Below are 25,475 nucleotides of genomic sequence, written 5' to 3' on the forward strand. Positions count from 1 at the left end.
GTGCACCCGGCCAGAAAAACCGGGTGCACTAAGCTCGAACCAGGCAGCAATCATCCGCACTAAAGATCAATAAGGAGAACGGGGACGACATGTCTGAATCCGTTAACTTGCCCGCCCTCGGTGAGAGCGTCACCGAAGGAACCGTCACCCGCTGGCTCAAGCAGGTAGGTGACCGGGTAGAGGTGGACGAGCCCCTGCTCGAAGTCTCCACCGACAAAGTAGACACCGAGATCCCCTCTCCGATCGCCGGCGTGATCGAGGAAATCCTCGTGGCCGAAGACGAGACCGCCGAGGTCGGCGCCCCGCTGGTGCGCATCGGCGACGGCTCCGGCTCCGATGACGCCGCCCCGGCCGCTCCCGCGGAAGCCGCCCCGGCCGAGGAAGCCCCCGCCGAGACCCCGTCCGGCACCGAGGCTCCGGCCCCTGAAGACGAGACCCCGGCCGCTGCCGAGGCCCCGGCCGCCGCACCCGCCGGGGAAGGCCACGAAGTCACCCTCCCGGCCCTGGGCGAGAGCGTCACCGAAGGCACCGTCACCCGCTGGCTCAAGAGCGTCGGCGACTCGGTCGAGGTCGACGAGCCGCTGCTCGAGGTCTCCACCGACAAGGTCGACACCGAGATCCCCTCCCCCGTTGCCGGCACCCTGCAGGAAATCCGCGTCGCCGAGGACGAGACCGCCGAGGTCGGCTCCGTCCTGGCCGTCATCGGTTCCGGCGCCGCTGCCCCGGCCGCCGCTCCGGCCCCCGAGGCCCCGAAGCAGGAAGCCCCGAAGCAGGAAGCTCCGAAGCAGGAGGCTCCGGCTCCGGCCGCTGCCCCGGCTCCCGCCGCCCCGAAGCAGGAGGCCCCGAAGGCTCCCGCCCCGGCCGCCGCTCCGGCTCCCGCCGCCCCCGCCAAGCAGGAGGCGCCCGCCGCCTCCTCGAACGAGTCCGGCTACGTCACCCCCCTGGTCCGCAAGCTGGCCAACCAGCACGGCGTCGAAATCTCCTCGCTGACCGGCACCGGCGTCGGCGGCCGCATCCGCAAGCAGGACGTCCTGGCCGCCGCCGAGGCGAAGGCCGCCCCGGCCGCCGCCGCCCCGGCCGCTGCGAAGGCCCCGTCCGCGGCGCCCACCGCCGACGCCTCCTCGCTGCGCGGCACCGTCCAGAAAGCCCCGCGCATCCGCCAGGTCATCGCCCGCCGCATGCGCGAATCCCTGGACGTCTCCACCCAGCTCACCCAGGTGCACGAGGTCGACATGACCAAGGTCGCCAAGCTGCGTGCCCGCGCCAAGAACTCCTTCCAGGCGCAGAACGGCTCCAAGCTGACCTTCCTGCCCTTCATCGCCAAGGCTGTCGCCGAGGCCCTGAAGCAGCACCCGAAGCTGAACGCCTCCTACGACGAGGACAAGCAGGAGATCACCTACCACAACGCCGAGCACCTGGCGATCGCGGTGGACACCGACAAGGGCCTGCTGGTTCCGGTCATCTCCGACGCCGGCAACCTGAACCTCGCCGGCCTCTCCGGCAAGATCGCCGACGTCGCCGACCGCACCCGCAACGGCAAGATCGGCCCGGATGAGCTCTCCGGTGGAACCTTCAGCATCACCAACATCGGTTCCGTGGGCGCCCTCTTCGACACCCCGATCATCAACCAGCCCCAGGTCGCCATCCTGGGCACCGGCGCGATCGTCAAGCGCGCCGTGGTGGTCTCGGACGAGAACGGCGACGACTCGATCGCGATCCGCTCGATGATGTACCTCTCGCTGACCTACGACCACCGCCTGGTGGACGGCGCGGACGCGGGACGCTTCCTGCAGACGCTGAAGGCACGCCTTGAGGAAGGCGCCTTCGAGGCCGACCTGGGCCTCTAGCGGCAGGGGGTCCCCGGTTCCGGGGGCCACATAGTACCAACGGCGACGGCGGTGCGGACCGCGGTGGGAAATCACCGGCGGACCGCGCCGCCGTCGCCGTCTTACTACGGACCGTAGAATTCTCTGGTTAGACTGAAGCCATGAAAATTTTGTTCGACATCCTGGTCTTCCTCCACATCATCGGCGCCACCATGATCGTCGGCATCTGGATCGGCCAGATGAAGAAGCCCACCGTCCACCCCCGCCAGTTCGACGGCGCCGTGCTTCAGCTGATCACCGGCATCGCCATGATGGGCCTGATCCCGGCCCTGGACATGGACGTCAACTACGCCAAGCTGGGCATCAAGTTCGTCGTGGCGCTCGTCGTCGCGGTCCTGGCCTTCATCGGCCGCCGCCGGTACAAGAAGGACCAGCCCGTCGGCAAGGGCCTGGCCCACGCTGTCGGCGGCCTGGCGCTGCTGAACATCGCCATCGCCACCATCTGGCAGTAATCCCCCGCAACGACGGCGGCGGCGCACCCACCCGGGTGCGCCGCCGCCGTCGTTAACCCTAGGATGGAGAGCGGCAGGGTCCGGACGCCGGATTCCTGGATCAACGACGCTGAGGAGTGGATATGGCAACGACACGCACCGCACACACTGTATGGAACGGCGACCTGATGACCGGGGCAGGGAACACCAGCCTGGACACCTCCGGGCTCGGCACCTTCGACGTCACCTGGAAGGCCCGCGCCGAGTCCGCCGAGGGCAAGACCAGCCCCGAGGAACTGATCGCCGCCGCGCACTCCGCCTGCTTCTCGATGGCCTTCAGCCACGCCCTCGCGCAGGCCGGCCACACCCCGGACGAGGTCAACACCAAGGCCGATGTAACCTTCGAGCCAGGCACCGGCATCACCGGCAGCCACCTGACCCTGAACGCCAAGGTCCCGGGCCTGTCCGAGGAAGACTTCCAGCGCATCGCCGAGGAAGCCAAGACCGGCTGCCCCGTCTCCGCCGCGCTGACCGGGATCACCATCACCCTGGACGCCACCCTGGCCGCGTAGCCAGAAGCGCAGCGCGAAGGCCCCCGCCCTCCGGTTTCCCGGTGGGCGGGGGCCTTTTCCGTCCGTGTGACCTGCCGGCCTCTGCGTGCCAGGCCCGGCCGCGTTAGCCCTTCCGGTGCTAGCCCTGCCGGCGGGGCGGCAGCGGGGCCGGGCGGACGTTCCGGTAGCCCTCGCGCAGCGGCGGCCGGTCCGTGGGCAGCTCCTGGATCATTTCCTTGAGCGCGCCGATGCCGTATTCGAGCTGCGGGTCGCTGCCGGCGGCGTACGCGTGCGGCGGGAACGTCACCTCGATGTCCGGGTCCACGCCGTAGTTCTCGACGCCCCAGCCGACTCCCCCGGCGAACCAGTTGGCGTAGCGCGGCTGGGTGACGCCGGTGCCGTCGGCCAGCGAGAACCGGTTGTCGATGCCGACGACGCCGCCCCAGGTCCGGGTGCCGATGACCGGGCCGATGCCGCGGAGCTTGGAGACCTGGGTGATGATGTCGCCGTCGGACCCGGCAAACTCGTCGGCGAGGATGATCACCGGCCCGCGCGGTGCGTGGTGCGGGTAGGTCCGGGGGCGTTCGCCGCGGGGCATGCTCCAGCCGGTGACCTTGCGGCCGATGAGTTCGGCCACGAGCTGGGAGGTGTGGCCGCCGCGGTTGCGCCGGACGTCCACGATCAGGCCGTCCAGGGCGGTCTCGGTGTCCAGGTCGCGGTGCAGTTGCGCCCAGCCGTTGGCCATCATGTCCGGGATGTGCAGGTAGCCGAAGGTCCCCTGCGAGGCCTCGCGGACCGTGCGCCGGTTGCCGGCGACCCATTCCTGGTAGCGCAGCCGCTCCTCGTCCTTGACGGGGACGACGGCGACGCGGCGCTGCTCCCCGGCGCGTTGGCCGTGGCGGGGGCCGTTGCGCAGCGTCAGTTCGACGGCGCGTCCTGCGGCTCCGGCCAGCTGCATCGAGGGTGAGAGTTCCGGGTTCAGTTCGATGCCGTCGACGGCCAGCAGGACGTCGCCAGGGCGGGCGTCGACGCCGGGCCGGGTCAGCGGCGAGGTGGCCAGCGGGTCGGAGGACTCCCCGGCGAGGATCCGGGTGATCTCCCAGCCCTCGTCCGTGGCGGCGAAGTCGGCGCCGAGCCGGCCCTGCGCGTTGCTGCCGTTCTCGGTCACCAGCGCGGGCCGGACGTAGGCGTGGGAGGTGCCGAGCTCGCCGTTCATCTCCCAGAGCAGGTCCACGAGGTCATCGTGGGAGCCGAGGCGGTCCACGATCGGGCGGTACCGGGCGTGGACGGAGTCCCAGTCCTGGCCCGCCATGTCCTCGGTCCAGAAGAAGTCGCGCTGCAACCGCCAGGACTCGTCGAACGCCTGGCCCCAGACACTTACCGGGTCCAGGCGCACCCGGATTCGGTTCAGGTCCACCTTGACCAGCTGGCCGGACTCCTCGTCGGCCTTGGTGCGGGCCGGGCTGACGCGGACCTGCTTGTCCTGGATCAGGACCACCTTCTCGCCGTCGCCGGTGAGCCGGTAGCTGTCGAGGGCCTCGACGATGGTGGTGCAGCGGCGCTTGGCCAGGTCGAACCGGACCAGGCTGGGGGCCGCGTTCTTGTCCTCGAGGCTGGCGCGGCCGTCGCCGGTCACGCCTGCCAGCTCATGGTCCAGCCAGAGCAGGGCGCCGGTGGCGGCGCTGAGGTGGGAGTAGTTGCCCTGCGGCACGGGGACGCTGATGACGCGGTGCGCCAGGCCCTCCGGGTCGACGGTGACCGCCGGGACCGTGTCCGAGCTGTCGGCGTCGGACGTCTTGGCGGCCTTGCCGGCCGTCGTGCCGGAGGAGTCCGCGGCGCCGTCGGCGGCTACCGCCTCGGCCAGGGCGACGCTGGGGCCGAACGGCGACGGCGTCTCCGCGGCGAGGGCCACCAGGTACGGCTTGATCGGGCTCGGGAAGGAGAGGTCGAAGGAGTGACCGTCGTAGACCGGGTCGAAGCTGCGGTTGGAGAGGAAGGCCAGGAACTTACCGTCCGGGGTGAACACCGGGGAGTCGTCCCGGAAACGGCCGTCGGTGACGTCGATGATCGCCTGGGCGTCCTTTTCGCCGCCGTCTTTGCCGGCGCCGTCTTTCGCAGTGGAGCCCGGCACCGGCGCGAGGCGCAGCCGGGTGCGGGCGCCGAAGGAGGTGACCGGTTCGGCCCAGCCCAGCCACGCGGAGTCCGGGGACCAGGTGAAGCCCTCGATGGTGCCCTCGCCGATGCTGGTGAGCAGGGTCAGCTCGCCGGTGCGGGTATCCGCGAGGTAGATGTCGCCGAAGGAGGTTCCAACGGCCAGCCAGTTGCCGTCCGGGCTGGCCTCCAGGGCGCTGGGCCGGCTGGGCCGCGGGAAATCGATGCGGGTAGTGCCGGCGGACGAACCGGTCCGGGCCTCGGCGGCGATTTCAGCCCCGGCGGTGCCGCCGGCCGCGTCCGCGGTGGCGGCAGCGGCGTCATCGGCCTGCGGCGCTGCCGCCTGGACCCGATCTGCAGCGTCGCGGCCCGCCGCCTCGGACCCGGCGCGGGTGAGCGCGGCGGCCGAGACGGGGCGGGGCAGCGCCGGGGAGGCGTCGTCGTCGGAATGGTTGGGGGTGGCGGGTGCGGCGGCCGGTGCCGTGGTTCCGCGGTTCCCGGCGCTACTTCCCGCATTACTTACCGAGAGTGGCGCGGCGATCGGGCGCAGGTAGAGCGCCTCGACGCCGTCGTGGTCCGCGATGTACGCGATCCTGCCATCGCCGAAGGGGCGCGGCAGCCGCGCCCGGACCCCCGGCGTGGCCTCGAGAATGCGGGAGGGGCCGTCCTTGTGCCGCAGCCAGTGCAGCGTGCCGTGGGACTCGACGGCGCTGGAGTCGCCGGTGCGGTCCGGGATGACCTCGCCGAGGTGGCGGGAAACCTTCAGCGGCGTGGAGCGGCGGCCCTGCGCGGCGGAGCCGAGGGTGATGTTCAGCTTGACGGCGTCCGCGTCGAGGCTGCTCAGAAGCCAGAGCTCACCGGCGGACTCGAAGATGACCCGCTCGCCGTCGGTGGTGGCGTGCCGGACGTAGAAGTCCTCGTGGTCCGTGTGGCGGCGCAGGTCCGAACCGTCCGGGAGCACCGAGTAGAGGTTGCCGTAGCCCTCGTGGTCGGAGAGGAACGCGATGCGGCCGCCGACCCAGAGTGGGTCGGTGAGGTTGCCGTCGAGGTCCGGGACCAGGCGTTCAAATTCGCCGTTGCCGTCGGCGTCGATCCAGAGCTTGCCGGCGGTGCCGCCGCGGTAGCGCTTCCACCAGGCCGGTTCGCGGGAAAGCACGCTGGCGAGCACGAGGGGACGCTCGTCGCCGACGACGGTGCCGTAGGCCAGGGACTCGACCGGACCGTACGGGAGTTCCTCGGCGGAGCCGCCCTCCAGGGGCAGGCTGTAGGCGTGGGTGAGGCGGCTGTCTCCCTGGCGGAAGGCGCTGGTGACGACGACGTTGCCCTCGGGCGTGAAGCCCTTGACCCGGGTGGAGCTGTGGCCGAAGTAGCTCAGCTGGCGGTAGCCGCCGCCGTCGACGTCGGCCGTCACCACCTCGGGCGCCGTTCCCTGCACCACGGTCCACACCAGGCGCCGCCCGTCGGGGCTGAACCGCGGGTTGCGGGCCGGCAACTGCAGCGAGGAAACACGCCAGGCGCGGCCGCCCTCGAGCGGGGCCACCCAGACGTCGTCCTCGGCCACGAAGGTGACCAGATCGCCGTGCAGGTGCGGGAAACGGAGGTAACTCGAAGAGGTCATCGTTCGATCATAGTCAACGGCGCGCCGCACCCCGGGGAGGTTTCCCTGCCGCGCCGGGCATGGTGAGATGAACCATGAGAATCCTCGTCGCCGGCGCCTCCGGGCTGATCGGAACTGCCCTCACCACCCGGCTGCGCACCAGCGGCCACGACGTCGTCAGCCTGGTCCGGCGGCCCGCCGCGACAGCCGCGGAAATCGAGTGGGACCCTTCCAGCGGCAAGCTGGAGGACTCCGCACTCCGCGGCGTGGACGCCATCATCAACCTCTCCGGCGCCGGCATTGGCGACCGTCCGTGGACCAGCCGCCGGATCGCCGAGCTGAAGTCCTCCCGGCTGGAGCCCACCAACACACTGGTGGCCGCGATGCGGCGCTCCGCAACTCCGCCGCCGGTCTTCCTGAGCCAGTCTGCCTCCGGTTTCTACGGCGACGCCGGATCAGCCCTCCTGCGCGAGGACTCCCCGCCGGCCAGGGCGTCCTCGCCGACATCTGCACCGAGTGGGAGGCCGCCGCCCACCAGGCGCCGGCCGGGGTGCGGGTGGTCACGCCGCGCACCGGCGTGGTGCTCAGCCGCAAGGGCGGTGCCCTGGGCAAGCTGCTCCCGTTGCTGCGCGCCGGCCTGGGCGGCCCGCTGGGGAATGGCCGGCAGTACTGGCCGTGGGTCACGCTGCCCGACGTCGCCGGGGCCTTCGAGTACCTACTGACCGCCCCGCTGGAGGGCCCGGTCAACCTCTGCGCCCCGGAGGCCTCCGACGTGTCGGGGTTGATCCGGTCGCTGGCCGATGCCCTGCACCGTCCCGCCCTGCTGCCGGCACCGGCGCCGGTGTTGCGGCTGGCGCTGGGCCGGCTGGCGAACGAACTGTTGCTGTCGAGCCAGCGGATGGAGCCGGCCGCGCTGGCAGCCGCCGGATTCGAATGGCAGCATCCCACCGTGCGCGAGGCGGCCGCCTGGGTCGCCGCCGGGCAGTAGCCCGGCCGCGGGATAGCCGCCGCCGGTCTCGCCGGACATCGGCTCCGCGCCGGCGCGCGGGCGTGCTTAGACGGCAGGCAGGATCTCCCGGATCCGCCACCTCCCGTCGACGGCGGTCATCACCAGGATCAGCCGCTGGTCTCCGGCTGCTGCAGCCTCCGCCACGAGCGCACCGTCCCGGTCCAGCTCCCGATAGGCCGGAGTCGCTACCGTAACCGCCAGCTGGACCAGGGCGCCGTCGTCCGGGACGGCACCGGCGCCGCCCGTCCACGTGCTGCCAAGGGGCCTGGCCCGCACCTCCAGCAGCCGCTGCTCGAACCCGTCGAGGACGTGCCCGTCCTCGACGAGCTGGGCGGCAACCCGGGCGTCGGCCGCCGCGGCGGGTGACCCTGGCTCAGTGACCCGCGCCAGCAGGGCATGGTTTCCGGTCCGCAGTGCCATGCCGCGCAGCCGGGCCAGACCCTGCACCGCCTCCTCGGGCCGGGCGGCGGAGAGCAGAGGCGCCACATCGGCTGGGATGCCATCCCGGTTCCCGTCCGGTGCTGCGTCTCCGGTGGCGGCCGCGGGAGCCGTCGCCTGTACCGCCTGCCTCAACGAAGCCTCCGGGTCGCCCAACGCCGGCAGGAACACCAGTCCGGCCGCGGCGGCCACCGCCACGAGTGCCATGAGGATGGCCCGGCGAAGTGCGCCCCGTCGGCTCACGGCCCGGTGCCGGGTCCGCCTTGTCGTCCCCCTGATCTTCTCCGCGGGTACAGCCGGGCTCCGCTGTGACCACACCTCCGCCCGCCGCGTCCGCTCACCGGGGACTCCGGTCCGGAGCCGCGCCGGGACATCACGGGTCCCTGGTCTGAGCTCTGCCCCATCCCCAGGACCACGCGGTCTGAGCCGTTCCCGCGCGGCGGCGGCCCCGCGCAGCAGCGCCAGGACCGCGGCGGAACGCCGGGCCGCCCGCCGCTCCCGGGGCGTAGCCGGGCCGGAGCGGCGCGTCAGGAGCCCCGGAAGAACCGTGGGATGGGCCGAGACGGTCAGGTCCACAGGGGCCGCCGTCGCCGACCGGTACACGGCCGCCGCGAAGTCGGCCGCGGAGGGGCGAAGCCGGCGGTCCAGCCGCAGGCCCGACTCCAGGGCAGCGGTTAGGGCGGCCGGAACGCCCGGCACCAGCAACGGCAGCGGGGCACGCTGCGGCTCCGGCGGTGGCGGGGTACCGGTGAGGCAATACCAGCCGAGCGCCGCGACGGAGTAGACATCGGCCTCCGGCTGCAGCCCGGCACGGAAGGGATCCACCGGGCTCGGGTCCTGGAAACCGCCGGTCCCGGCCGGGTGCGCGTCGGCCGCGTCGGCGATCATCCGCCCGACGCCCAGGTCCGAGAGCAGCGGCTTGCCGTGCGCCGTGAAGAGCACGTTCCCGGGTGAGACGTCCCCGTGGGTGAAGCCCCTGCCGTGCAGGTAGCTCAGGGCCTGCGCCACCGGGGTGAGGATGGTGACGGTCTCCCCGGCCCTAGGCTGCCCCGCGCCGCGATCAGCTCCGCGAGCGAGCCGCCCGGCGAGTAGTCGAGCACCAGCGCCAGCCCGGTCCCGCCGTCGTCGCCGGCCCGGAAGCGCACCACATCCCGCACCGCCACGAGATGGCCGTGCTCCACCACCGAGAGGATGCGCACCTCCCGGCGGACCGCCTCCTCCATCTCGGGACCAGGCTCCGTCCCACCGGCTGCCCCTGACGGGCCAGGGTCGAAACACTTGAGCGCCACGCTAGCGCCGGTGGCCTGCTCCGTGGCGAGCCAGACGACGGCGGTGCTGCCGCGTCCCAGCATCCGGCCCACCCGGTAGCCCTCGATGTCGGGGCGCCCGGGCTCCCCGTGATGCGTGTGCGCAGATTCGTCCATAGCCCATGGATACGCGTTTTTCTGAGACGCCGCAGAAGTTATCCACAGGCGTGAGAGTTTGACCACAGAATCGGTTGGCGCACGGGGCGAGGTCTAAGCTGGATTCCATGACTCTTGAGTTCCAACAGCTGGGTCTTGCCCCGGACTTCATCGACTACACCCGCGGCTGGGAGATCCAGCGCGAACTCCACGCGAAGGTCCTCGCCGGCACGGCGCCCAGCACCGTCCTGCTGCTTGAACACGCTGCCGTGTATACCGCAGGCAAGCGCACCGAAGACCACGAACGTCCCTTCGACGGCACCCCGGTGGTGCCCGTGGACCGCGGCGGCAAGCTTACCTGGCACGGCCCGGGCCAGCTGGTGGGCTACCCGATCATCAAGCTGAAGAACCCCGCCGGCATCCGCGATTACGTCGAGCGCCTGGAGTCCGTGATGATCGCCGTACTGGCCGACTACGGCATCGACGCAGTCCGGATCGAGGGACGCGCCGGCGTCTGGATCGACGCGGACGAGAAGGGTCCCGCCCGCAAGATCGCGGCGATCGGCATCCGCGTCCACGAGGGCGTCACCATGCACGGCTTTGCCATCAACTGCAACAACGATCTGGCCCCGTACGGCCAGATCATCGCCTGCGGCATCACCGACGCCGGCGTCACGACGATCGCACAGGAAACCGGCCGGGACGTCACCCCCGCAGACCTCGTGTCGCGGATCATCGAAGAACTGCGCAAGAATGAAGAAGCCCTCGTCGCTACCCATGAAGGAGCCCTGCTGTGACCCTGGCACCAGAAGGACGCAAGCTGCTGCGTATTGAGCAGCGCAACGCGGCCACCCCGGTGGAACGCAAGCCGGAATGGATCAAGGCCAAGGTCCAGATGGGCCCGGAGTTCGTCCAGCTCAAGAACCTCGTAAAGAAGGAAGGCCTCCACACCGTCTGTGAAGAGGCCGGCTGCCCCAACATCTTCGAGTGCTGGGAAGACAAGGAAGCCACCTTCCTCATCGGCGGCTCCGAGTGCACCCGGCGCTGTGACTTCTGCCAGATCGACACCGGCAAGCCCTCCCCCGTGGACATGTTCGAACCCACCAAGGTGGCCCGATCGGTCCAGTCCATGCAGCTGCGCTACGCCACCGTGACCGGCGTGGCCCGCGACGACCTCGCCGACGAGGGCGTCTGGCTCTACGCCGAAACGGTCCGCAAGATCCACGAGCTGAACCCCGGCACCGGCGTCGAGCTCCTGATCCCGGACTTCTCCGGCAAGCCCGAGCACATCGCGGCGATCTGCGACTCCAAGCCCGAGGTCTTCGCGCACAACGTCGAGACCGTGCCCCGGATCTTCAAGCGGATCCGCCCGGCCTTCCGCTACGAGCGCTCCCTCGACGTCATCACCCAGGGCCGCAACCTGGGCATGGTCACCAAGTCCAACCTGATCCTGGGCATGGGCGAGACCCGCGAGGAGATCTCCGAAGCGCTCCGCGACCTGCACGAGGCCGGCTGCGACCTGATCACCATCACCCAGTACCTGCGCCCGTCCGAGCGCCACCTGCCGGTGGACCGCTGGGTCAAGCCGCAGGAGTTCGTGGAGCTGCAGCAGGAAGCGGACGAGATCGGCTTCCTGGGCGTCATGTCCGGCCCGCTGGTCCGTTCCTCCTACCGTGCCGGCCGCCTCTGGGCCACCGCGATGCGCAAGAAGGGCTGGGAAATCCCGGCCGAACTCGCGCACATCGAGAGCTCCGGAAGCACCCGCCAGGAAGCCAGCTCGCTGCTCGCGGCACACTCCTGAATCACCCGCACCGCACTGCCAGCTCAGGGCCGGCGCCGGAGAGATCCGGCGTCCGGCCCTGAGCCGTGCATCACGTAGAATTAAGGCATTATGGCGAATTCCTCCGACTCCAGCACGTCCACCTCTTCAGCCGATGCGCCGAAGCGTGGCCTTTTCTCCCGTAAGCCCAAGGAAGCCAAGGTCAAGAAGCCGAGCCGGCTGAAGCAGATCAAGGACGTCTTCCAGATGACCCGGCGCCACGACCCGATGGTCACGTGGCTGATCCTGCTGGCGTTCCTCGGCACCGTCGCGGTTGCCCTGTTGGTTGGTTTCCTGTTGGAGAACTGGATCACGGGCCTGATCATCGGCATCGTGCTCGGTGTCCTCGCCGCCACCCTGGTGCTGTCCCGCCGCGCCGAGCGCGCCGCCTTTGCCCAGATCGAGAACCAGCCCGGTGCCTCCGGCGCGGCGCTGGGGACCCTCCGCCGCGGCTGGATCACCGAAGACCAGCCCGTGGCCGTCAACCCCCGCACCCAGGACGCCGTCTTCCGCGCCATCGGCCGGCCCGGCGTCGTGCTGGTCAGCGAGGGCCCCAGCCACCGCGTCAAGCCGCTGATCGACGGCGAACGCAAGCGCCTGGCCCGCATCCTCCCGAACGTCACCATCCACGTGATTGAAAGCGGCCGCGGCGAGGGCCAGACCCCCATCAGCCAGGTCGCACGCAAGATGGGCAAGATGAAGAACGAGCTCACCAAGACCGAGGTCAGCACCGTCTCGAAGCGCATCTCCTCGCTCGGCAACCGCCTGCCGATCCCCAAGGGCATCGATCCGTACAAGGCGCGCCCGGACCGCAAGGCAGCACGCGGCCGCTAAGCACCGCAGCTCACCGGACGCCCCGGTTCCAGGCCATCGGCCAGGAACCGGGGCGTCCTGCTTTAAGGGTCGGTTCGCGGCCGGTGGGGGCTGGCGCTAATGGCGGTTCGAGGATTCGGCTCGCGGGTTTAGTGCGGGCTCGCGGATTGGAAACGACGAGCCCGGGCGCAACGGACGAGTGGAAGCCATGCAGCACAGCAGGGAGGACGACGACGGCGGTTCAGCGGTGTACCGCTGCGCCGCCTGCGTCAGCGGCGGATCAGGATGGTGTTGACGGCCTTGTCGTGCAGGCCGCGGTGGTCCGGGTCGAAGATGACGGCGGGGATCACCAGGCAGAGCAGGAGCGCGCGGACCGCACCGGCCAGCGGTCCGGCCGGGCCGCCGCCGAGCCGGACGACGTGGATGTTCACGACCCGGTGGCCGATGCTGTAACCCAGGGTTCCCACCAGCAGGGCCTGCTCCACCGCGAACACGGCGAGGGTGGCCCAGGAGTTGCCGGCGAAGGCGAAGTTGCTGATCAGCAGGGCGATGCCCCAGTCGATGCAGATGGCGATGATCCGGCGGCCGGCCCGGGCCATCGAGCCGGGGCCGGATTCGGGCAGGCCCAGCCGCTCCCCCGGGTACTTGGAAATGCCGGAGGTGTCCGGTCCACTGAGCCAGGAGCCAAGGTCTTTACGATCTACCACCTGCCAAGTTTACCGGGCGCCGGCAGGCCGCTGGAGCGTTCGCAGTGTGGACTCAAACGGTTCGAATCGCGGACATGGATAGGCCACAGTGTGGACACCGGCTAGGTTTGGAGGGTCAGCGCGGTTTGTAACCTGCGCGAAACAAAGCTGACACCGCGGGGAAACTCCCACTCCCTAGGGTGGTAACAGTTGTTAGCGGGATCCTGAGCGGGGACGGCAGTGCGCTGTCCCCGGCGTCGGACTGCGCTGGCCCGTACGGCCCCTGGGGCCCGACCCTTCATATGCGTAAGGAGCATAGATGTTCAAGACTGCGGACGAAGTCCTCAAGTTCATCAAGGACGAAGACATCAAATTCGTCGATATCCGCTTCACCGACCTCCCCGGCGTGCAGCAGCACTTCAACGTCCCGGCCAAGAGCGTCGACGCGGACTTCTTCGTCAACGGCCAGCTCTTCGACGGTTCGTCGATCCGCGGCTTCCAGGGCATCGCCGAGTCGGACATGCAGCTCATCCCGGACGTCACGACGGCATTCGTCGACACCTTCCGCATCGAGAAGACCCTCGCGCTGAACTTCTCCATCGTCAACCCGCGCACCGGCGACCCGTACCACCGCGACCCGCGCGGCGTGGCCGAAAAGGCCGAGGCCTACCTGGCCTCCACCGGCATCGCCGACACCGCATTCTTCGCCCCCGAGGCCGAGTTCTTCGTCTTCGACAACGTCCAGTACCAGTCCTCCCCGCAGGGCAGCTTCTACAAGATCGACTCCGAGGAAGCCCACTGGAACACCGGCCGCGAGGAAGAGGGCGGCAACCTGGGCTACAAGACCCCCGTCAAGGGCGGTTACTTCCCGGTCTCCCCCACCGACAAGCAGGCCGACCTGCGCGACGCCATGTGCGTGGCACTGGACGAGGCCGGCCTTGAAGTCGAGCGCAGCCACCACGAGGTTGGTTCCGCCGGTCAGGCCGAGATCAACTACAAGTTCACCACCCTGACCCACGCGGCCGATGACCTGCAGAAGTTCAAGTACGTCATCAAGAACACCGCCGACGCCTGGGGCAAGTCCGTGACCTTCATGCCGAAGCCGGTCTTCGGTGACAACGGCTCGGGCATGCACTGCCACCAGTCGCTGTGGAACGGTGGCGAGCCGCTGTTCTACGACGAGAAGGGCTACGCCGGCCTGTCCGACACCGCCCGCTGGTACATCGGCGGCCTGCTCAAGCACTCCTCCGCCGTCCTGGCCTTCACCAACCCGACGGTGAACTCGTACCGCCGCCTGGTCAAGGGCTTCGAGGCCCCGGTCAACATGGTCTACTCGCAGGGCAACCGCTCCGCCGGTATTCGTATCCCGATCACGGGTTCCAACCCGAAGGCCAAGCGCATCGAGTTCCGCGCTCCGGACCCCTCCTCCAACCCGTACCTGGCGTTCGCCGCTCAGCTGATGGCCGGCATCGACGGCATCCGCAACCGGATCGAACCGCCGGCTCCGATCGACAAGGACCTCTACGAGCTCCCCGCCGAGGAAGCTAAGGACATTCCCAAGGCACCGGGCACCCTCGAGGAGGCCCTGGAGGCCCTGGCCGAGGACAACGAGTTCCTGCAGGCCGGCGGCGTCTTCACCCAGGACCTGATCGACACCTGGATCGAGTACAAGTACGAGAACGAGATCCGTCCGCTCTCGCTGCGCCCGAACCCGTACGAGTTCGAGCTCTACTACGGCGTCTAGTCTCTGACATATAACGCAGGTAGTACCAGGAACGGCCCCCGCCTTGTGGCGGGGGCCGTTCCTTCTAAGGCTTCCTCGTCAAGGGCTTCCCCGTGGATGCGCGGCTACTCGCCGGTGGCGCCGTCGATCTGTTCCCTGAGCAGGTCCGCGTGGCCGTTGTGGCGGGCGTACTCCTCGATCATGTGCACCAGGACCCAGCGGAGTGAGACGTCGCCGCGGCGGTGGTCCCTGCCGGTGACGTCCAGGTCCGGCGCCGCGGCGACGAAGGCGTCCGTAAAGTCCACGGCCGTGCGCCAGGCCGCCCAGGCCTCGCCGACGGCCTCGGCGGTGGGTTCCACGCCGTTGAATTCGTGGTCCGGGTCCTCGTCCGACCCGAAGGGGGCCGGGACACTCTCGCCGGCCAGCATGCCCCGGAACCAATGATGCTCGACGTAGGCCAGGTGCCGCACCAGGCCCAGGAGGGACAGGGTGGAGGGCGGCACCGCGGCCCGGGCCAGGTCCGCCGGGGAAAGGCCGGCGCACTTGAGCTCGAGTGTCTTGCGGTGCCAGGTGAGGAAGCCGGTGAGGGTGGTGCGCTCATCGGCGGTTGGTGCCGGCTCCGGACGCGGGTCGGTGACGGGGTTGGCGGTCATGGCCGCCAGTCTAAGGCGGAGCCGTCAGAATCCGCGGTACATGATGCGCTGCGGCCCGGCGTTGCCGCCGAGGTACTGCCCGCGGTCCTCGAAGCCGGCCTTGCGGTAGGCCGCCTGCCCGGCCGGGTTGGCCTCGTTGACCGAGAGGACGACGCCGCGCTGGGTCCCGCCGAGGGCAGCGGTGAGCCTGGCGGCCTCCCGGACCGCTCCCGTGGCCGCGGCTGTGCCGTAGCCGCGGCCCTGGGCGCGCCGGTCGATGGCGAAGCCGCGCAGCAGCCAGGCCGAATCGTCGTCGGCCCAGCCGGCGGAGCGGGCGGCGCCGGACTGCAGGGTCGCGGCGCCCACCGCGGCGCCGTCGACGTCCAGCACGTACGGGTGCCGTGACTCCTCCGCCAGGCCCACCAGGGCCATCCGCAGCGGCTCGCCGACGAACCGGTCCTGGCCGGCGCCGAGTCCGACGCCGGCCAGTTCCCCGAGCTTGACGGCGCGGGCGTCGTCGTCGAGGTCCTTCAAAGGGATCAGCCAGACGTGCGGGGCCGCCGGGGGCCGTGCCACGGTCCTAGAGCACCTTGGAGAGGAAGTCCCGGGTCCGCTGCTGCTGCGGGTTGCCGAAGAGGGCCTCCGGCTCGCCCTGCTCGCAGATGACGCCGTCGGCCATGAACAGCACCCGGTCCGCCACCTCGCGGGCGAAGCCCATCTCGTGGGTGACCAGGACCATGGTCATGCCCTCGGCGGCGAGGTCCTTGATGACCTGCAGCACCTCGCCGACCATTTCCGGGTCCAGCGCGGAGGTGGCCTCGTCGAAGAGCATGATGTCCGGATTCATCGCCAGGGCGCGGGCGATCGCGACGCGCTGCTTCTGGCCGCCGGACAGCGAGGCCGGCCGGGCGTCGGCCTTCTCCGCGAGCCCGACCCGCTCCAGCAGCTTCAGGCCGTTGGCGCGGGCCTCGTCCTTGGTCTGCTTCTTCGATTCGACGGGTGCCAGCATGATGTTCTCGATCACGGACATGTGCGGGAACAGGTTGAAGTGCTGGAAGACCATGCCGATGTGCCGGCGGACCTCGTTGATGTCCACCTTCGGGTCGGTGACGTCGAAGCCGTCCACGGTGACGTGGCCGGCGGTGATGTCCTCGAGCTTGTTCAGGCAGCGCAGGAAGGTGGACTTGCCGGAGCCGGAGGGGCCGATCACGCAGACCACCTCGCCCTCGGCCACCTCGGCGTTGATGCCCTTGAGGACCTCGTTGCTGCCGAAGGATTTCTTCAGTTCCCGGACCGAGATCTTGCTGGCGGGGGTTGCTGCCGTGGTCATTTGTTGAACCTCTTATCCGCGAAGTTGGCCAGCCTGGTCAGGAGCATGATGACGACGAAGTAGAGCACCGCGACGATCAGCAGGGTTTCGGTGATCCGGAAGTTGCCGGCGTAGATCTGCTGGCCCTGGTAGAGCAGTTCGGCGAAGCCGATGGCGAGCAGCAGGGAGCTGTCCTTGAGCATGATGATCAGCTGGTTGATCAGCGACGGGGTCATGATCTTGAACGCCTGCGGGACCACCACCTTCTGCATGGACTTGGCGTAGCCGAGGCCCAGGCTGCGGCTGGCTTCCAGCTGGCCGGGGTCAACGGACTGTATGGAGCCGCGGACGATCTCGGTGATGTAGGCGGCCGAGTTCAGGCTCAGGGTCAGGACGGCGGCGACCCAGATGTCGATGGGCTGGCCGGTGAGCTGCGGGATGCCGAAGTAGAAGAAGAACGCCCAAACCAGCAGCGGGGTGCCGCGGAAGATGTTGACGAACGTTGTGGCGATGCCGCGCAGGATGATCGAGGTGGAGATCTTGAAGAAGCCCATGAACAGGCCGATCAGCATGGCCAGGGCGAAGGAGATCGCGGTGACCAGGACGGTGTTACCGAGTCCCTTCATCAGCGCCGGGAAGCTGTTGGCGAGCAGGTCCCAGAAGCTGGAGGAGGTGGCCTGGGTCGGATCCTTGAGGTACTTGTCGAGGATCTTGTGGTACTCACCGCTGGACTTCAGGTCGGCGAGGCCGGTGTTGAAGGCCTTGAGCAGTTCCGGGTTCCGACCCTTGTTGACCGCGAAGCCGTAGGAGCCGCCCTTTTCCTTCTCGGTGACGGACTTCAGCCCGTTGTTCTGGCTGATGCCGTACGCCAGCACCGGGTAGTCGTCGAAGACGGCGACGGCGTTGCCGGACTTCACCAGTTCGTACATGGTGGCGGACTGGTCCAGCGACTTGACCGTGAAGCCGTACTTGCCGGCGATCGACTTGGCGAAGGTCTCGCCCTCGCTGCCGGTCTTGGCGGTGACGGTCTTGCCCTTGAGGTCCTCGTAGCCCTTGATGTCGGTGTTGTTCTTGGCCACCGCCATCTGGACGCCGGATTCGAAGTAGGGGTCGGAGAAGTCGTAGATCTGCTTGCGCGGCTCCGTGATGGACATGCCGGCGATGACGCCGTCCACCTGATTGGAGGAGAGCGCCTGCAGCGCGGCGTTGAAGCCGAGGGACTTGATCTCGACGGAGAAGCCCTGGTTCTTGGCGATCGTCCGGATGATGTCCATGTCGATGCCGGTGAGGTCGCCGCCGGCATCGCGGAACTCGAACGGGGCGAACGTGGTGTCCGTCCCGATGACGTAGGTCTTCCCGGACACGCTCGACGGCGCGGTTCCCGGCTGCGCGGCGACGGGGGCGGCGGGAGCCGCGGGGGCGACCGCGGGAGCAGCGGGGGCGGGCGCCGCGGCAGCGCCGGGGGCTCCGAGGATCAGTGCGGCGAACGCGAGCAACGCCCCGAGGAGGGTGGCCGTCCGCGGCCGGGAGGTCCCGGCCTGCTGGAGTCTGGGCAAGGTAGAACAACCCCTAGGTAAGTGCGGGTGACGGCCCGTGGGACCGGCAAAGTACCCCTCGAGGCTACCCGCATTTGGCCTCCGGCGGCACGGGAGGGCGCCGGATGGGGCTGAAGGGGCGCTACTGGCCGTAAAAAACGCGCTCGAAGACGGCCCGGGCACGCCGGCTGAGCCGGAGGTAGTCCTCCTCGAGCGCGGCGGCGTTGCCCTGGCCGTAGCCGCACCAGCGGGCCACGGCTTCGAGGTCGCGGCGGGAGGAGGGCAGGAGGTCCGAGGCGCGGCCGGTCCAGATCACGTTGGCGGAGCGGATCCTGCTGGCCAGCCGCCAGGCGCGGAGCAGCAGCACCACTTCCCCGGCCTCGAGCAGTTCCAGTTCCGCGGCCGCTTCGAGGGCCTGCACGGTGGAGGTGGTCCGCAGCTCCGGGTGCCTTCCGGCGTGCCGCAGCTGCAGCAGCTGGGCCAGCCATTCGACGTCGCTGAGGCCGCCGCGGCCCAGCTTCAGGTGCCGGGCGGGGTCAGCGCCGCGGGGCAGCCGCTCGGACTCCACCCGGGCCTTGATCCGGCGGACCTCCCGGACGTCCTGCTCGGCGAGGGACTCGGGGTAGCGGATCGAGTCGATCAGGGCGATGAAGTCCGCGGCGAGGTCGTCGTCGCCGGCCATCGGGCGGGCCCGGAGCAGGGCCTGCGCCTCCCAGACCAGGGACCAGCGCCGGTAATACTCCGCGTAGGACTCCAGCGACCGGACCATCGGCCCGTTCTTGCCCTCGGGGCGCAGGTCGGCGTCGACCATGAGGACGCGCTCGGCCAAAACCGCGGGCTTCAGGGGCTGGGTCAGCAGGCTGGAGAGCTTGCCGACGATCCGGGCTGCCTGTTGCTGCGCCTCCTCCTCGGGGACGCCGGGCAGGCCGCGGTGGACGTACATGACGTCCGCGTCCGAGCCGTAGCCGATCTCCCGGCCGCCCTGCCGGCCCATGGCCACTACCAGCACCCGGGTCTTCAGCGGTTCGCGGGCCGCGACGACGGTCTCGGCCACGCGCAGGGCGCCGAGGACCGCGGCCCGGTCCGTGTCCGCCAGGGCGGCGCCCACCTGGTCCTGGTCCAGGAGCCCGGCGCTGTCCGCGATGGCGATCCGGAGGATCTCCCGGCGGCGGATCAGCCGGATCAGCCGCATGGCGCTCTCCGGGTCCGAGTGGCGGGACATCTTGGAGGTGATTTCCAGCCACTGCGCTTCGTAGCTGAGCGGCACCAGGTCCTTGTCCGAGCCGAGCCACGCCACCGACTCGGGCGAGACCTCCAGGAGGTCCGCGATCAGCCGGGAGTTGGAGAGCACGTGGCAGAGCCGCTCGGCCGCCGCCGTCGAATCCCGCAGCAGCCCGAGGTACCAGTGCGTGGTGCCCAGGGCTTCGCTGACGCGGCGGAAGGCCAGCAGGCCGCCGTCGGGGTCCACGCCCTCGGCGAGCCAGCCCAGCAGGATCGGGAGCAGCTGGCGCTGCAGCGCGGCGCGGCGGCTCACCCCGGCGGTGAGCGCCTCGATGTGCCGCATGGCCCCGGGCGGGTCGAGGTAGCCCAGCGCCGCGAGCCGGCCCTGCGCGGCCTCCGGGGTCAGCCGGGCCTCCTCGGTGCTGAGGGCGGCGGCCGTGTTCAGCAGCGGCCGGTAGAAGATCCGTTCGTGGAGCTCCCGGACCGAGCGTTTGGTCTTGCGCCAGTCGGCCAGGAGCGCGTCCGGGTGCGGCCGGTCGTCGGAGAGGGAGCCCAGGACCGCCTTGGCCAGGGACCGCAGCGAGGCCTCCTTGACCGGCATGAGGTGGGTGCGGCGCAGCTGGAAGAGCTGGATCCGGTGCTCCAGCAGCCGCAGGTAGCGGTAGTCGCGGTCGAATTCCGCGGCGTCGGTACGGCCGATGTAGCCGCCGGCGGACAGCGCGGCGATCGCGGCGGTGGTGTCCCGGCAACGCAGCGACTCGTCGGACTTGCCGTGCACCAGCTGCAGGAGCTGGACGGTGAACTCCACGTCGCGCAGGCCGCCGCGGCCCAGCTTGAGCTGCCGCTGCTCCTCGTCGGCCGGGATGTGCTCGGTGACACGCCGGCGCATCGACCGGACGGATTCGACGAAGCCCTCGCGGCCGGCGGAGGACCAGATCAGCGGCGCGACGGCCGCCTCGTAGCGGGCGCCGAGGTCGGCGTCGCCGGCGATGGCCCGGGCCTTCAGCAGCGCCTGGAACTCCCAGCTCTCGGCCCAGCGGGCATAGTAGCTCTCGTGCGAGGGCAGGGTGCGCACCAGCGGCCCGGACTTCCCCTCGGGCCGCAGGTTCGCGTCGACCTCCCAGAGGCCGGGTTCCTTGCCGGTGGACATGATGGCGCGGGAGAGGCCGGAGGCCAGGGCGGTGCCGATCGTGGCGGCGCGGGCGTCCTCCAGCGGGCCGCCGTCGATCACGTAGATGACGTCGACGTCGGAGATGTAGTTCAGTTCGCGGGCGCCGCACTTGCCCATGCCGATCACGGCGAGTCCGACGGCGGCGACGTCCTCCGCCCCGAACTGCTCCGCCGCCTCGGCCCGGGAGACGGCCAGGGCCGCCTCGATGGCGGCGGCAGCGAGGTCCGCGAGTTCGGCGCCGACGGCGGGCAGGTAGTCCAGCGGGTCCGCCGCGCAAAGGTCTTTGATGGCCAGGTCCACGACGCCGCGGCGGTACGCGGTCCGGAGCGCGGCGTAGCCGTCCTGGCCGGTCAGGGCCGCGACGGGGCGCGCGGCCTTTGGGTCGGCGCGGACGGACTGCAGGAGCCGCGTGCGCAGCGCGGCCGGATCCGCCGGGACCGGTTCGGGGCTGACGGCCGCGTCGAAGGCGGCCAGGTGCCCAGGGTGCCGGAGCAGGAACTCCCCCAGCGCCTCGGACGCGCCCAGCACCCGGTAGAGCGGCTCGCTGCGCTCCGGGTCCGCCGCGAGCCGGCGCAGGTCGGGGTTCTTCTCGATCAGCCGGACCAGGGACAGCAGGGCGGTGTCCGGGTTGGCGGCGAGCCGGAGCCCGGCGAACAGCGCCTCCCGGTCCAGCCCCTCGAGTTCGGGGGCGGCCAGGAAGCGTTCGCCGCGGTCGAGGTCGTCAAACCCCGCGGCGATCAGGCGCCGTGCCAGGCTCACCGCACGCCCCTAGAGGATCGCCAGGTTGCGCTGCAGCTCGTAGGGCGTGACCTGGAGCCGGTAGTCCTGCCACTCGGCGCGCTTGTTGCGCAGGAAGTGCTCGAAGACCTGCTCGCCAAGGATCTGCGGCATCAGCTCCGAGTCCTCCATGGTCCGGATCGCGTCGTGCAGGCTGGCCGGCAGCGGGTCGTGGCCCATGGCGCGGCGCTCGGCCGAGCTCAGCGACCAGATGTCGTCCTCGGCGGCGGCCGGCAGCTGGTAGTTCTCCTCGATGCCCTTCAGTCCGGCGCCCAGCAGCACGGCGTAGGCGAGGTACGGGTTCGCGGCGGAGTCGATGCCGCGGTATTCGATCCGCGCGGACTGGCCCTTGCCCGGCTTGTACAGCGGCACCCGGACCAGGGCGGAGCGGTTGTTGTGGCCCCAGCTGAGGTAGCTGGGCGCCTCTCCCCCGCCCCAGAGCCGCTTGTACGAGTTCACGAACTGGTTGGTGACGGCGGTGAACTCAGGGGCGTGCTTGAGGATGCCGGCGATGAACTGGCGCGCGGTCTCGGAGAGCTGGAATTCCGCCCCGGCCTCATAGAACGCGTTGGTGTCGCCCTCGAAGAGCGAGAAGTGGGTGTGCATGCCGGAGCCCGGGTGCGCGGTGAACGGCTTGGGCATGAAGGTGGCGTACGTGCCCTGCTGCAGCGCGACCTCCTTGATTACGGTGCGGAAGGTCATGATGTTGTCCGCGGTCTGCAGCGCATCGGCGTAGCGCAGGTCGATCTCGTTCTGGCCGGGGCCGGCCTCGTGGTGGCTGAACTCCACCGAGATGCCCACGGATTCGAGCATGGTCACCGCGGTGCGGCGGAAGTCCTGGGCCACGCCGCCGGGGACGTGGTCGAAGTAGCCGCCCTCGTCCACGGGAACCGGGGCGCCGTCCGGGCCGGGCTGCTGCGACTTGAGCAGGTAGAACTCGATCTCCGGGTGGGTGTAGCAGGTGAAACCCATGTCCGCGGCCTTGGCCAGGTTGCGCTTGAGGACGTTGCGCGGGTCCGCGGCGGACGGCTCGCCGTCGGGGGTGAGGATGTCGCAGAACATCCGCGAGGTCGCCTCGGTCTCGCCGCGCCAGGGCAGGATCTGGAAGGTGGAGGGGTCCGGCTGGGCCAGCATGTCGGATTCGAACACCCGGGCCAGGCCCTCGATCGAGGAGCCGTCGAAGCCCAGGCCCTCCTCGAAGGCGCCCTCGACTTCGGCGGGCGCCAGCGCCACGGACTTGAGTGAGCCGACGACGTCGGTGAACCACAAACGCACGAAACGCACGTCGCGCTCCTCGATCGTCCGCAGGACAAACTCTTGCTGGCGGTCCATAGTGCCTCTTTCCGGGTCTTCGTCCGTGCCTCGACGCGCCCCGGCCCATGGCCGGCGGCGGCGCCCGCAGCTGCTCACGGTTCACTCTACTAATCATTACCGCCGAATGCTGGCCCGGCCCGGGCGCGTAACCTAGCGTTAACACAACACCCCGGTCCGGTCACCCGTGAGTGTCCCGACGGCGTCCCGGACTGCCCGCCGGAGCAGGTCACGCCGGTCCCTCCGGTAGCTAGGACCACCGGTATCGCACTACGCTCATTCCATGGCCCCCAGCACCAGCCCCGATTCCGGCATGTCCGCAGAACTTCCCGCCCCTACGGCGCCGGCCCCGCGCAGGCTGCGCCGCCCGCCGCGAAGCCCGCCGGCCGGATCCGCACGCACCACCTGCGCCAGGCGAAGGAGAAGGGCGAACGCTTCGCCATGCTCACCGCCTACGACCAGTACTCCGCGGAGATCTTCGACGACGCCGGCATCGAGGTGCTGCTGGTCGGTGACTCGGCCTCGAATAACGTCTTCGGCAACGAGACCAGCCTGCCGGTGACCGTCGATGAGCTGCTGCCGCTGTGCCGGGCCGTGACCCGCTCCGCCCGCCGCGCCCTGGTGGTGGCGGACCTGCCGTTCGGCAGCTACGAGGTCTCCGCCGAGCAGGCCGTCGCGACCGGCGTGCGCTTCCTCAAGGAGGGGCTGGCGCACGCGGTCAAGATGGAGGGCGGGGCGTTCTACGCGGACACCGTCCGCGCCATGGTCCAGGCCGGCATCCCGGTCATGGCCCACATCGGCTTCACGCCGCAGAGCGAGCACGCCCTGGGCGGGTACCGGGTGCAGGGACGGGGCGACGACGCCGCGCGCCTGATCGAGGACGCGGTGGCCCTGGCCGACGCCGGGGCGTTCTGCGTGCTGATGGAGATGGTCCCGGCCGCGACGGCGGCCGCCGTCGACGCCGCCGTCGACGTCCCCACCATCGGCATCGGCGCCGGCAACGCCACCACGGGGCAGGTGCTGGTGTGGCAGGACATGGCGGGGCTGCGCGGCGGGAAGATGGCCAAGTTCGTCAAGCAGTACGCGGACCTCAGGACAACCCTGACGGACGCCGCCCGCGCTTACGGCGACGACGTCCGTTCCGGGCAGTTCCCGGGCCCCGAGCACTCCTTCTAGGCGGGCTCCGTCTTAGGAGGCGTCCTCAACCTTGATGGCGGAGACCTCGAACTCGAGGGTGATTTTGTCCGAGACCAGGACGCCGCCGGAGTCCAGGGCTGTGTTCCACTTCAGTCCGAAGTCCTGGCGGTCGATCCGCCGCGATCCCTCGAAGCCTGCGCGGAGGTTGCCCATCGGGTCCCGCTCGACGCCGATGAAGTCCAGCGGGATGGAGATCTCCTTGGTCACGCCGCGGATGGTCACGTCGCCGATGACGATGAAGTGGCCCTCGTCCACCTGGTCCACCCGGCTGCTCTTGAAGCTGATCTCCGGGTGGGTAGGGGCGTCGAAGAAGTCGTTGGTGCGCAGGTGCTGGTCCCGGTCCGCGTTGCGGGTGTCGATGCTCGCCACCTTGACGGTCAGTTCCACCGTGGAGCGTTCCGGGTTGACAGCATCGACGGTGATGATGCCGTCGAAGTCGTTGAAGGCCCCGCGGACCTTGGTGACCATCGCGTGCCGGGTGGAGAATCCGATCCGCGTGTGGGTTGGGTCGAACCGCCACTGTCCCGCGTATTCCGGCGAGAGTTCGGCCATGATGAACCTCCTAGCGGCACCGGTCGTGCCGGCACCCGGATATGGATGGATGGTAATGCGAACGGTGTCCCGGCCCTGGCCGGTGCCGCCGACGGGCGCCGGAGGGCGCCCGTCGTGGCTGCTTAGTCGTCGTCGCCCTTGTCCCACGCCTCGTTGCGTGCCTTGACCTTCTCGAGGGCGTGTTCGGCTTCCTCGCGGGTCTTGTACGGGCCGATGAGCTGGCTCCAGTCCGACATCGCGTCCTCCTCGATCTCGTGGGTGTTGACGTTGTACCAATACTCGGCCATGGGGTCTCCTTCTGCACGTGCCGGGAGGCTGCATTTTTTTCGGCTTGGGCCACTGCTTATAGAATCAATCTATGCCTTCCCTCACCTCGACTGCACCCATTGGCACCCTTGTCCCGGGCACGATCAGCCCGCAGCGTGCCGTGCCCGCGTCGATTCCGCGTCCGGAGTACGTGGGGAAGCCCGCCCCGGCCAAATTCACCGGGTCCGAGGTGAAGTCTGCGGAGACCATCGAGAAGATCCGCGTCGCCTCGAAAATAGCCGCCCAGGCGATCGTCGAGGTGGGCAAGCACATCGAACCGGGCGTCACCACGGACGAACTGGACCGGGTGGGCCACGAGTTCCTCCTCGACCACAAGGCCTACCCCTCCACGCTCGGCTACCGGGGCTTCCCGAAGTCGCTGTGTTCCTCGCTGAACGAGGTCATCTGCCACGGCATCCCGGACAGCACCGTGGTCCAGGACGGCGACATCCTGAACATCGACATCACCGCGTTCATCGGCGGAGTCCACGGCGACACCAACTACACGTTCCTGGTGGGCGACGTCGACGAGGAGTCCCGGCTGCTGGTGGAACGGACCGAGGAGTCGCTGCGCCGGGCCATCCGCGCGGTGGCACCGGGCCGGGAGATCAACGTGATCGGCCGGACCATCGCCTCCTACGCCAAGCGCTTCGGCTACGGCGTGGTGCGCGACTTCACCGGCCACGGCGTGGGCGAGGCGTTCCACACCGGCCTGATCATCCCGCACTACGACGCCGCGCCCGCCTACAACACCGTGATCGAGCCGGGTATGGTCTTTACCATCGAACCCATGCTCACCCTCGGCACCATCGAGTGGGACATGTGGGCCGACGACTGGACCGTGGTGACCCGCGACCGGAAACGCACCGCGCAGTTCGAACACACGCTGCTGGTGACCGACTCCGGCGCCGAGGTCCTCACCCTCCCCTGACCCGCAGTCCCCCGCACCACCTTTCA

General features: G+C 69.9%; 21 protein-coding genes and 2 pseudogenes. 11 read left to right on the plus strand and 12 right to left on the minus strand.

Annotation, left to right across the window (positions count from 1 at the left end; translation table 11 throughout):
• Positions 1 to 89 precede the first annotated feature (89 nt).
• From sucB to ACRQ5B_RS15955, 3 genes are all read left to right on the plus strand, one after another.
• Positions 90 to 1,847, plus strand: coding sequence for a 2-oxoglutarate dehydrogenase, E2 component, dihydrolipoamide succinyltransferase (gene sucB / locus ACRQ5B_RS15945; protein WP_432395560.1), 1,758 nt, complete (start codon positions 90 to 92; stop codon positions 1,845 to 1,847).
• A gap of 140 nt (positions 1,848 to 1,987) precedes the next feature.
• Positions 1,988 to 2,338 carry a hypothetical protein gene (locus ACRQ5B_RS15950; RefSeq protein ID WP_432395563.1) on the plus strand — a complete coding sequence of 117 codons (351 nt, stop codon included), beginning with the start codon at positions 1,988 to 1,990 and terminating at the stop codon, positions 2,336 to 2,338.
• Positions 2,339 to 2,460: 122 nt separating this feature from the next.
• The gene (locus ACRQ5B_RS15955; RefSeq protein ID WP_432395565.1) at positions 2,461 to 2,889 is read left to right on the plus strand and encodes an OsmC family protein; all 429 of its coding nucleotides are present in this window, start codon (positions 2,461 to 2,463) and stop codon (positions 2,887 to 2,889) included.
• Positions 2,890 to 3,007: 118 nt separating this feature from the next.
• Here the strand turns inward: ACRQ5B_RS15955 and ACRQ5B_RS15960 are convergent, their stop codons facing one another.
• Complete coding sequence (locus tag ACRQ5B_RS15960; protein WP_432395568.1) at positions 3,008 to 6,637, minus strand: S41 family peptidase; 3,630 nt, start codon at positions 6,635 to 6,637, stop codon at positions 3,008 to 3,010.
• Positions 6,638 to 6,711: 74 nt separating this feature from the next.
• Here ACRQ5B_RS15960 and ACRQ5B_RS15965 point away from each other — a divergent pair.
• Positions 6,712 to 7,038, plus strand: a pseudogene (locus ACRQ5B_RS15965) (NAD-dependent epimerase/dehydratase family protein); the annotation flags it as partial.
• Positions 7,039 to 7,172: 134 nt separating this feature from the next.
• Positions 7,173 to 7,604 carry a DUF1731 domain-containing protein gene (locus ACRQ5B_RS15970; protein ID WP_432395571.1) on the plus strand — a complete coding sequence of 144 codons (432 nt, stop codon included), beginning with the start codon at positions 7,173 to 7,175 and terminating at the stop codon, positions 7,602 to 7,604.
• 66 nt (positions 7,605 to 7,670) lie between these two features.
• Here ACRQ5B_RS15970 and ACRQ5B_RS15975 read toward each other — a convergent pair whose 3' ends face one another.
• Together ACRQ5B_RS15975 and ACRQ5B_RS15980 are read right to left on the minus strand one after the other, a co-directional pair.
• Positions 7,671 to 9,071 (minus strand): protein kinase domain-containing protein, encoded by a 1,401-nt coding sequence (locus ACRQ5B_RS15975; protein ID WP_432395574.1) that lies wholly within the window; start codon positions 9,069 to 9,071, stop codon positions 7,671 to 7,673.
• Positions 9,056 to 9,487, minus strand: a complete 432-nt coding sequence (locus ACRQ5B_RS15980) for a protein kinase domain-containing protein (RefSeq protein ID WP_432395577.1) — start codon at positions 9,485 to 9,487, stop codon at positions 9,056 to 9,058. Before ACRQ5B_RS15980 ends, ACRQ5B_RS15975 begins: the two co-directional genes overlap by 16 nt.
• Before the next feature lie 107 nt (positions 9,488 to 9,594).
• Here ACRQ5B_RS15980 and lipB point away from each other — a divergent pair, with 107 nt between their 5' ends.
• From lipB to ACRQ5B_RS15995, 3 genes are all read left to right on the plus strand, one after another.
• Positions 9,595 to 10,263 (plus strand): lipoyl(octanoyl) transferase LipB, encoded by a 669-nt coding sequence (lipB, locus tag ACRQ5B_RS15985; protein WP_412882717.1) that lies wholly within the window; start codon positions 9,595 to 9,597, stop codon positions 10,261 to 10,263.
• The gene (gene lipA, locus ACRQ5B_RS15990) at positions 10,260 to 11,267 is read left to right on the plus strand and encodes a lipoyl synthase (RefSeq protein ID WP_377972982.1); all 1,008 of its coding nucleotides are present in this window, start codon (positions 10,260 to 10,262) and stop codon (positions 11,265 to 11,267) included. The genes lipB and lipA overlap by 4 nt, the downstream gene beginning before the upstream one ends.
• A 90-nt stretch (positions 11,268 to 11,357) precedes the next feature.
• Entirely contained in the window at positions 11,358 to 12,119 is a 762-nt protein-coding gene (locus tag ACRQ5B_RS15995) for a DUF4191 domain-containing protein (protein ID WP_432395581.1), read from the plus strand.
• Positions 12,120 to 12,367: 248 nt separating this feature from the next.
• Here the strand turns inward: ACRQ5B_RS15995 and ACRQ5B_RS16000 are convergent, their stop codons facing one another.
• A complete protein-coding gene (locus ACRQ5B_RS16000) occupies positions 12,368 to 12,805 on the minus strand; it encodes an RDD family protein (RefSeq protein WP_364137804.1) in 438 nt (145 codons plus the stop codon).
• 298 nt (positions 12,806 to 13,103) lie between these two features.
• Here ACRQ5B_RS16000 and glnA (ACRQ5B_RS16005) point away from each other — a divergent pair, with 298 nt between their 5' ends.
• The gene (gene glnA / locus ACRQ5B_RS16005; protein ID WP_412882715.1) at positions 13,104 to 14,528 is read left to right on the plus strand and encodes a type I glutamate--ammonia ligase; all 1,425 of its coding nucleotides are present in this window, start codon (positions 13,104 to 13,106) and stop codon (positions 14,526 to 14,528) included.
• A gap of 104 nt (positions 14,529 to 14,632) precedes the next feature.
• On the opposite strand, the gene ACRQ5B_RS16010 is transcribed toward glnA (ACRQ5B_RS16005), so the two are convergent.
• The 6 genes from ACRQ5B_RS16010 to glnA (ACRQ5B_RS16035) all read right to left on the minus strand — a co-directional run bounded on the left by ACRQ5B_RS16010 (position 14,633) and on the right by glnA (ACRQ5B_RS16035) (position 22,484).
• Positions 14,633 to 15,160, minus strand: a complete 528-nt coding sequence (locus ACRQ5B_RS16010; protein WP_432395584.1) for a DinB family protein — start codon at positions 15,158 to 15,160, stop codon at positions 14,633 to 14,635.
• A 24-nt stretch (positions 15,161 to 15,184) separates the two neighbouring features.
• Complete coding sequence (locus ACRQ5B_RS16015) at positions 15,185 to 15,715, minus strand: GNAT family N-acetyltransferase (RefSeq protein WP_432395587.1); 531 nt, start codon at positions 15,713 to 15,715, stop codon at positions 15,185 to 15,187.
• Positions 15,716 to 15,719: 4 nt separating this feature from the next.
• Complete coding sequence (locus ACRQ5B_RS16020) at positions 15,720 to 16,469, minus strand: amino acid ABC transporter ATP-binding protein (RefSeq protein WP_412882712.1); 750 nt, start codon at positions 16,467 to 16,469, stop codon at positions 15,720 to 15,722.
• On the minus strand, positions 16,466 to 18,004 hold the full coding sequence (locus tag ACRQ5B_RS16025) for an amino acid ABC transporter substrate-binding protein/permease (protein WP_432395591.1): 1,539 nt from the start codon (positions 18,002 to 18,004) through the stop codon (positions 16,466 to 16,468). The genes ACRQ5B_RS16020 and ACRQ5B_RS16025 overlap by 4 nt, the downstream gene beginning before the upstream one ends.
• A 121-nt stretch (positions 18,005 to 18,125) precedes the next feature.
• A complete protein-coding gene (locus ACRQ5B_RS16030; RefSeq protein WP_432395594.1) occupies positions 18,126 to 21,134 on the minus strand; it encodes a bifunctional [glutamine synthetase] adenylyltransferase/[glutamine synthetase]-adenylyl-L-tyrosine phosphorylase in 3,009 nt (1,002 codons plus the stop codon).
• Positions 21,135 to 21,143: 9 nt separating this feature from the next.
• The gene (gene glnA / locus ACRQ5B_RS16035) at positions 21,144 to 22,484 is read right to left on the minus strand and encodes a type I glutamate--ammonia ligase (protein ID WP_432395597.1); all 1,341 of its coding nucleotides are present in this window, start codon (positions 22,482 to 22,484) and stop codon (positions 21,144 to 21,146) included.
• A 262-nt stretch (positions 22,485 to 22,746) separates the two neighbouring features.
• Here glnA (ACRQ5B_RS16035) and panB point away from each other — a divergent pair.
• Positions 22,747 to 23,639 (plus strand): annotated as a pseudogene (panB, locus tag ACRQ5B_RS16040) (3-methyl-2-oxobutanoate hydroxymethyltransferase).
• Positions 23,640 to 23,651: 12 nt separating this feature from the next.
• Here panB and ACRQ5B_RS16045 read toward each other — a convergent pair.
• Both ACRQ5B_RS16045 and ACRQ5B_RS16050 read right to left on the minus strand, forming a co-directional pair.
• Positions 23,652 to 24,212, minus strand: coding sequence for a YceI family protein (locus ACRQ5B_RS16045; protein WP_432395600.1), 561 nt, complete (start codon positions 24,210 to 24,212; stop codon positions 23,652 to 23,654).
• 122 nt (positions 24,213 to 24,334) lie between these two features.
• Entirely contained in the window at positions 24,335 to 24,499 is a 165-nt protein-coding gene (locus ACRQ5B_RS16050; RefSeq protein ID WP_290258167.1) for an SPOR domain-containing protein, read from the minus strand.
• Between the two features lie 71 nt (positions 24,500 to 24,570).
• Between ACRQ5B_RS16050 and map the strand changes: the two genes are divergently transcribed.
• Positions 24,571 to 25,449, plus strand: a complete 879-nt coding sequence (map, locus tag ACRQ5B_RS16055; protein WP_432395603.1) for a type I methionyl aminopeptidase — start codon at positions 24,571 to 24,573, stop codon at positions 25,447 to 25,449.
• Positions 25,450 to 25,475: the final 26 nt, after the last annotated feature.

Source organism: Pseudarthrobacter sp. L19 (genome assembly GCF_050859435.1).
Lineage (GTDB): Bacteria > Actinomycetota > Actinomycetes > Actinomycetales > Micrococcaceae > Arthrobacter.

Bases quoted from the DNA above. Each gene is read 5' to 3' on its own strand.
- sucB (WP_432395560.1), top strand. From the start codon at position 90: ATGTCTGAATCCGTTAACTTGCCCGCCCTCGGTGAGAGCGTCACCGAA.
- ACRQ5B_RS15950 (WP_432395563.1), top strand. From the start codon at position 1,988: ATGAAAATTTTGTTCGACATCCTGGTCTTCCTCCACATCATCGGCGCC.
- ACRQ5B_RS15955 (WP_432395565.1), top strand. From the start codon at position 2,461: ATGGCAACGACACGCACCGCACACACTGTATGGAACGGCGACCTGATG.
- ACRQ5B_RS15960 (WP_432395568.1), bottom strand. From the start codon at position 6,637: ATGACCTCTTCGAGTTACCTCCGTTTCCCGCACCTGCACGGCGATCTG.
- ACRQ5B_RS15980 (WP_432395577.1), bottom strand. From the start codon at position 9,487: ATGGACGAATCTGCGCACACGCATCACGGGGAGCCCGGGCGCCCCGAC.
- lipB (WP_412882717.1), top strand. From the start codon at position 9,595: ATGACTCTTGAGTTCCAACAGCTGGGTCTTGCCCCGGACTTCATCGAC.
- ACRQ5B_RS15995 (WP_432395581.1), top strand. From the start codon at position 11,358: ATGGCGAATTCCTCCGACTCCAGCACGTCCACCTCTTCAGCCGATGCG.
- glnA (WP_412882715.1), top strand. From the start codon at position 13,104: ATGTTCAAGACTGCGGACGAAGTCCTCAAGTTCATCAAGGACGAAGAC.
- ACRQ5B_RS16010 (WP_432395584.1), bottom strand. From the start codon at position 15,160: ATGACCGCCAACCCCGTCACCGACCCGCGTCCGGAGCCGGCACCAACC.
- ACRQ5B_RS16020 (WP_412882712.1), bottom strand. From the start codon at position 16,469: ATGACCACGGCAGCAACCCCCGCCAGCAAGATCTCGGTCCGGGAACTG.
- glnA (WP_432395597.1), bottom strand. From the start codon at position 22,484: ATGGACCGCCAGCAAGAGTTTGTCCTGCGGACGATCGAGGAGCGCGAC.
- ACRQ5B_RS16045 (WP_432395600.1), bottom strand. From the start codon at position 24,212: ATGGCCGAACTCTCGCCGGAATACGCGGGACAGTGGCGGTTCGACCCA.
- ACRQ5B_RS16050 (WP_290258167.1), bottom strand. From the start codon at position 24,499: ATGGCCGAGTATTGGTACAACGTCAACACCCACGAGATCGAGGAGGAC.
- map (WP_432395603.1), top strand. From the start codon at position 24,571: ATGCCTTCCCTCACCTCGACTGCACCCATTGGCACCCTTGTCCCGGGC.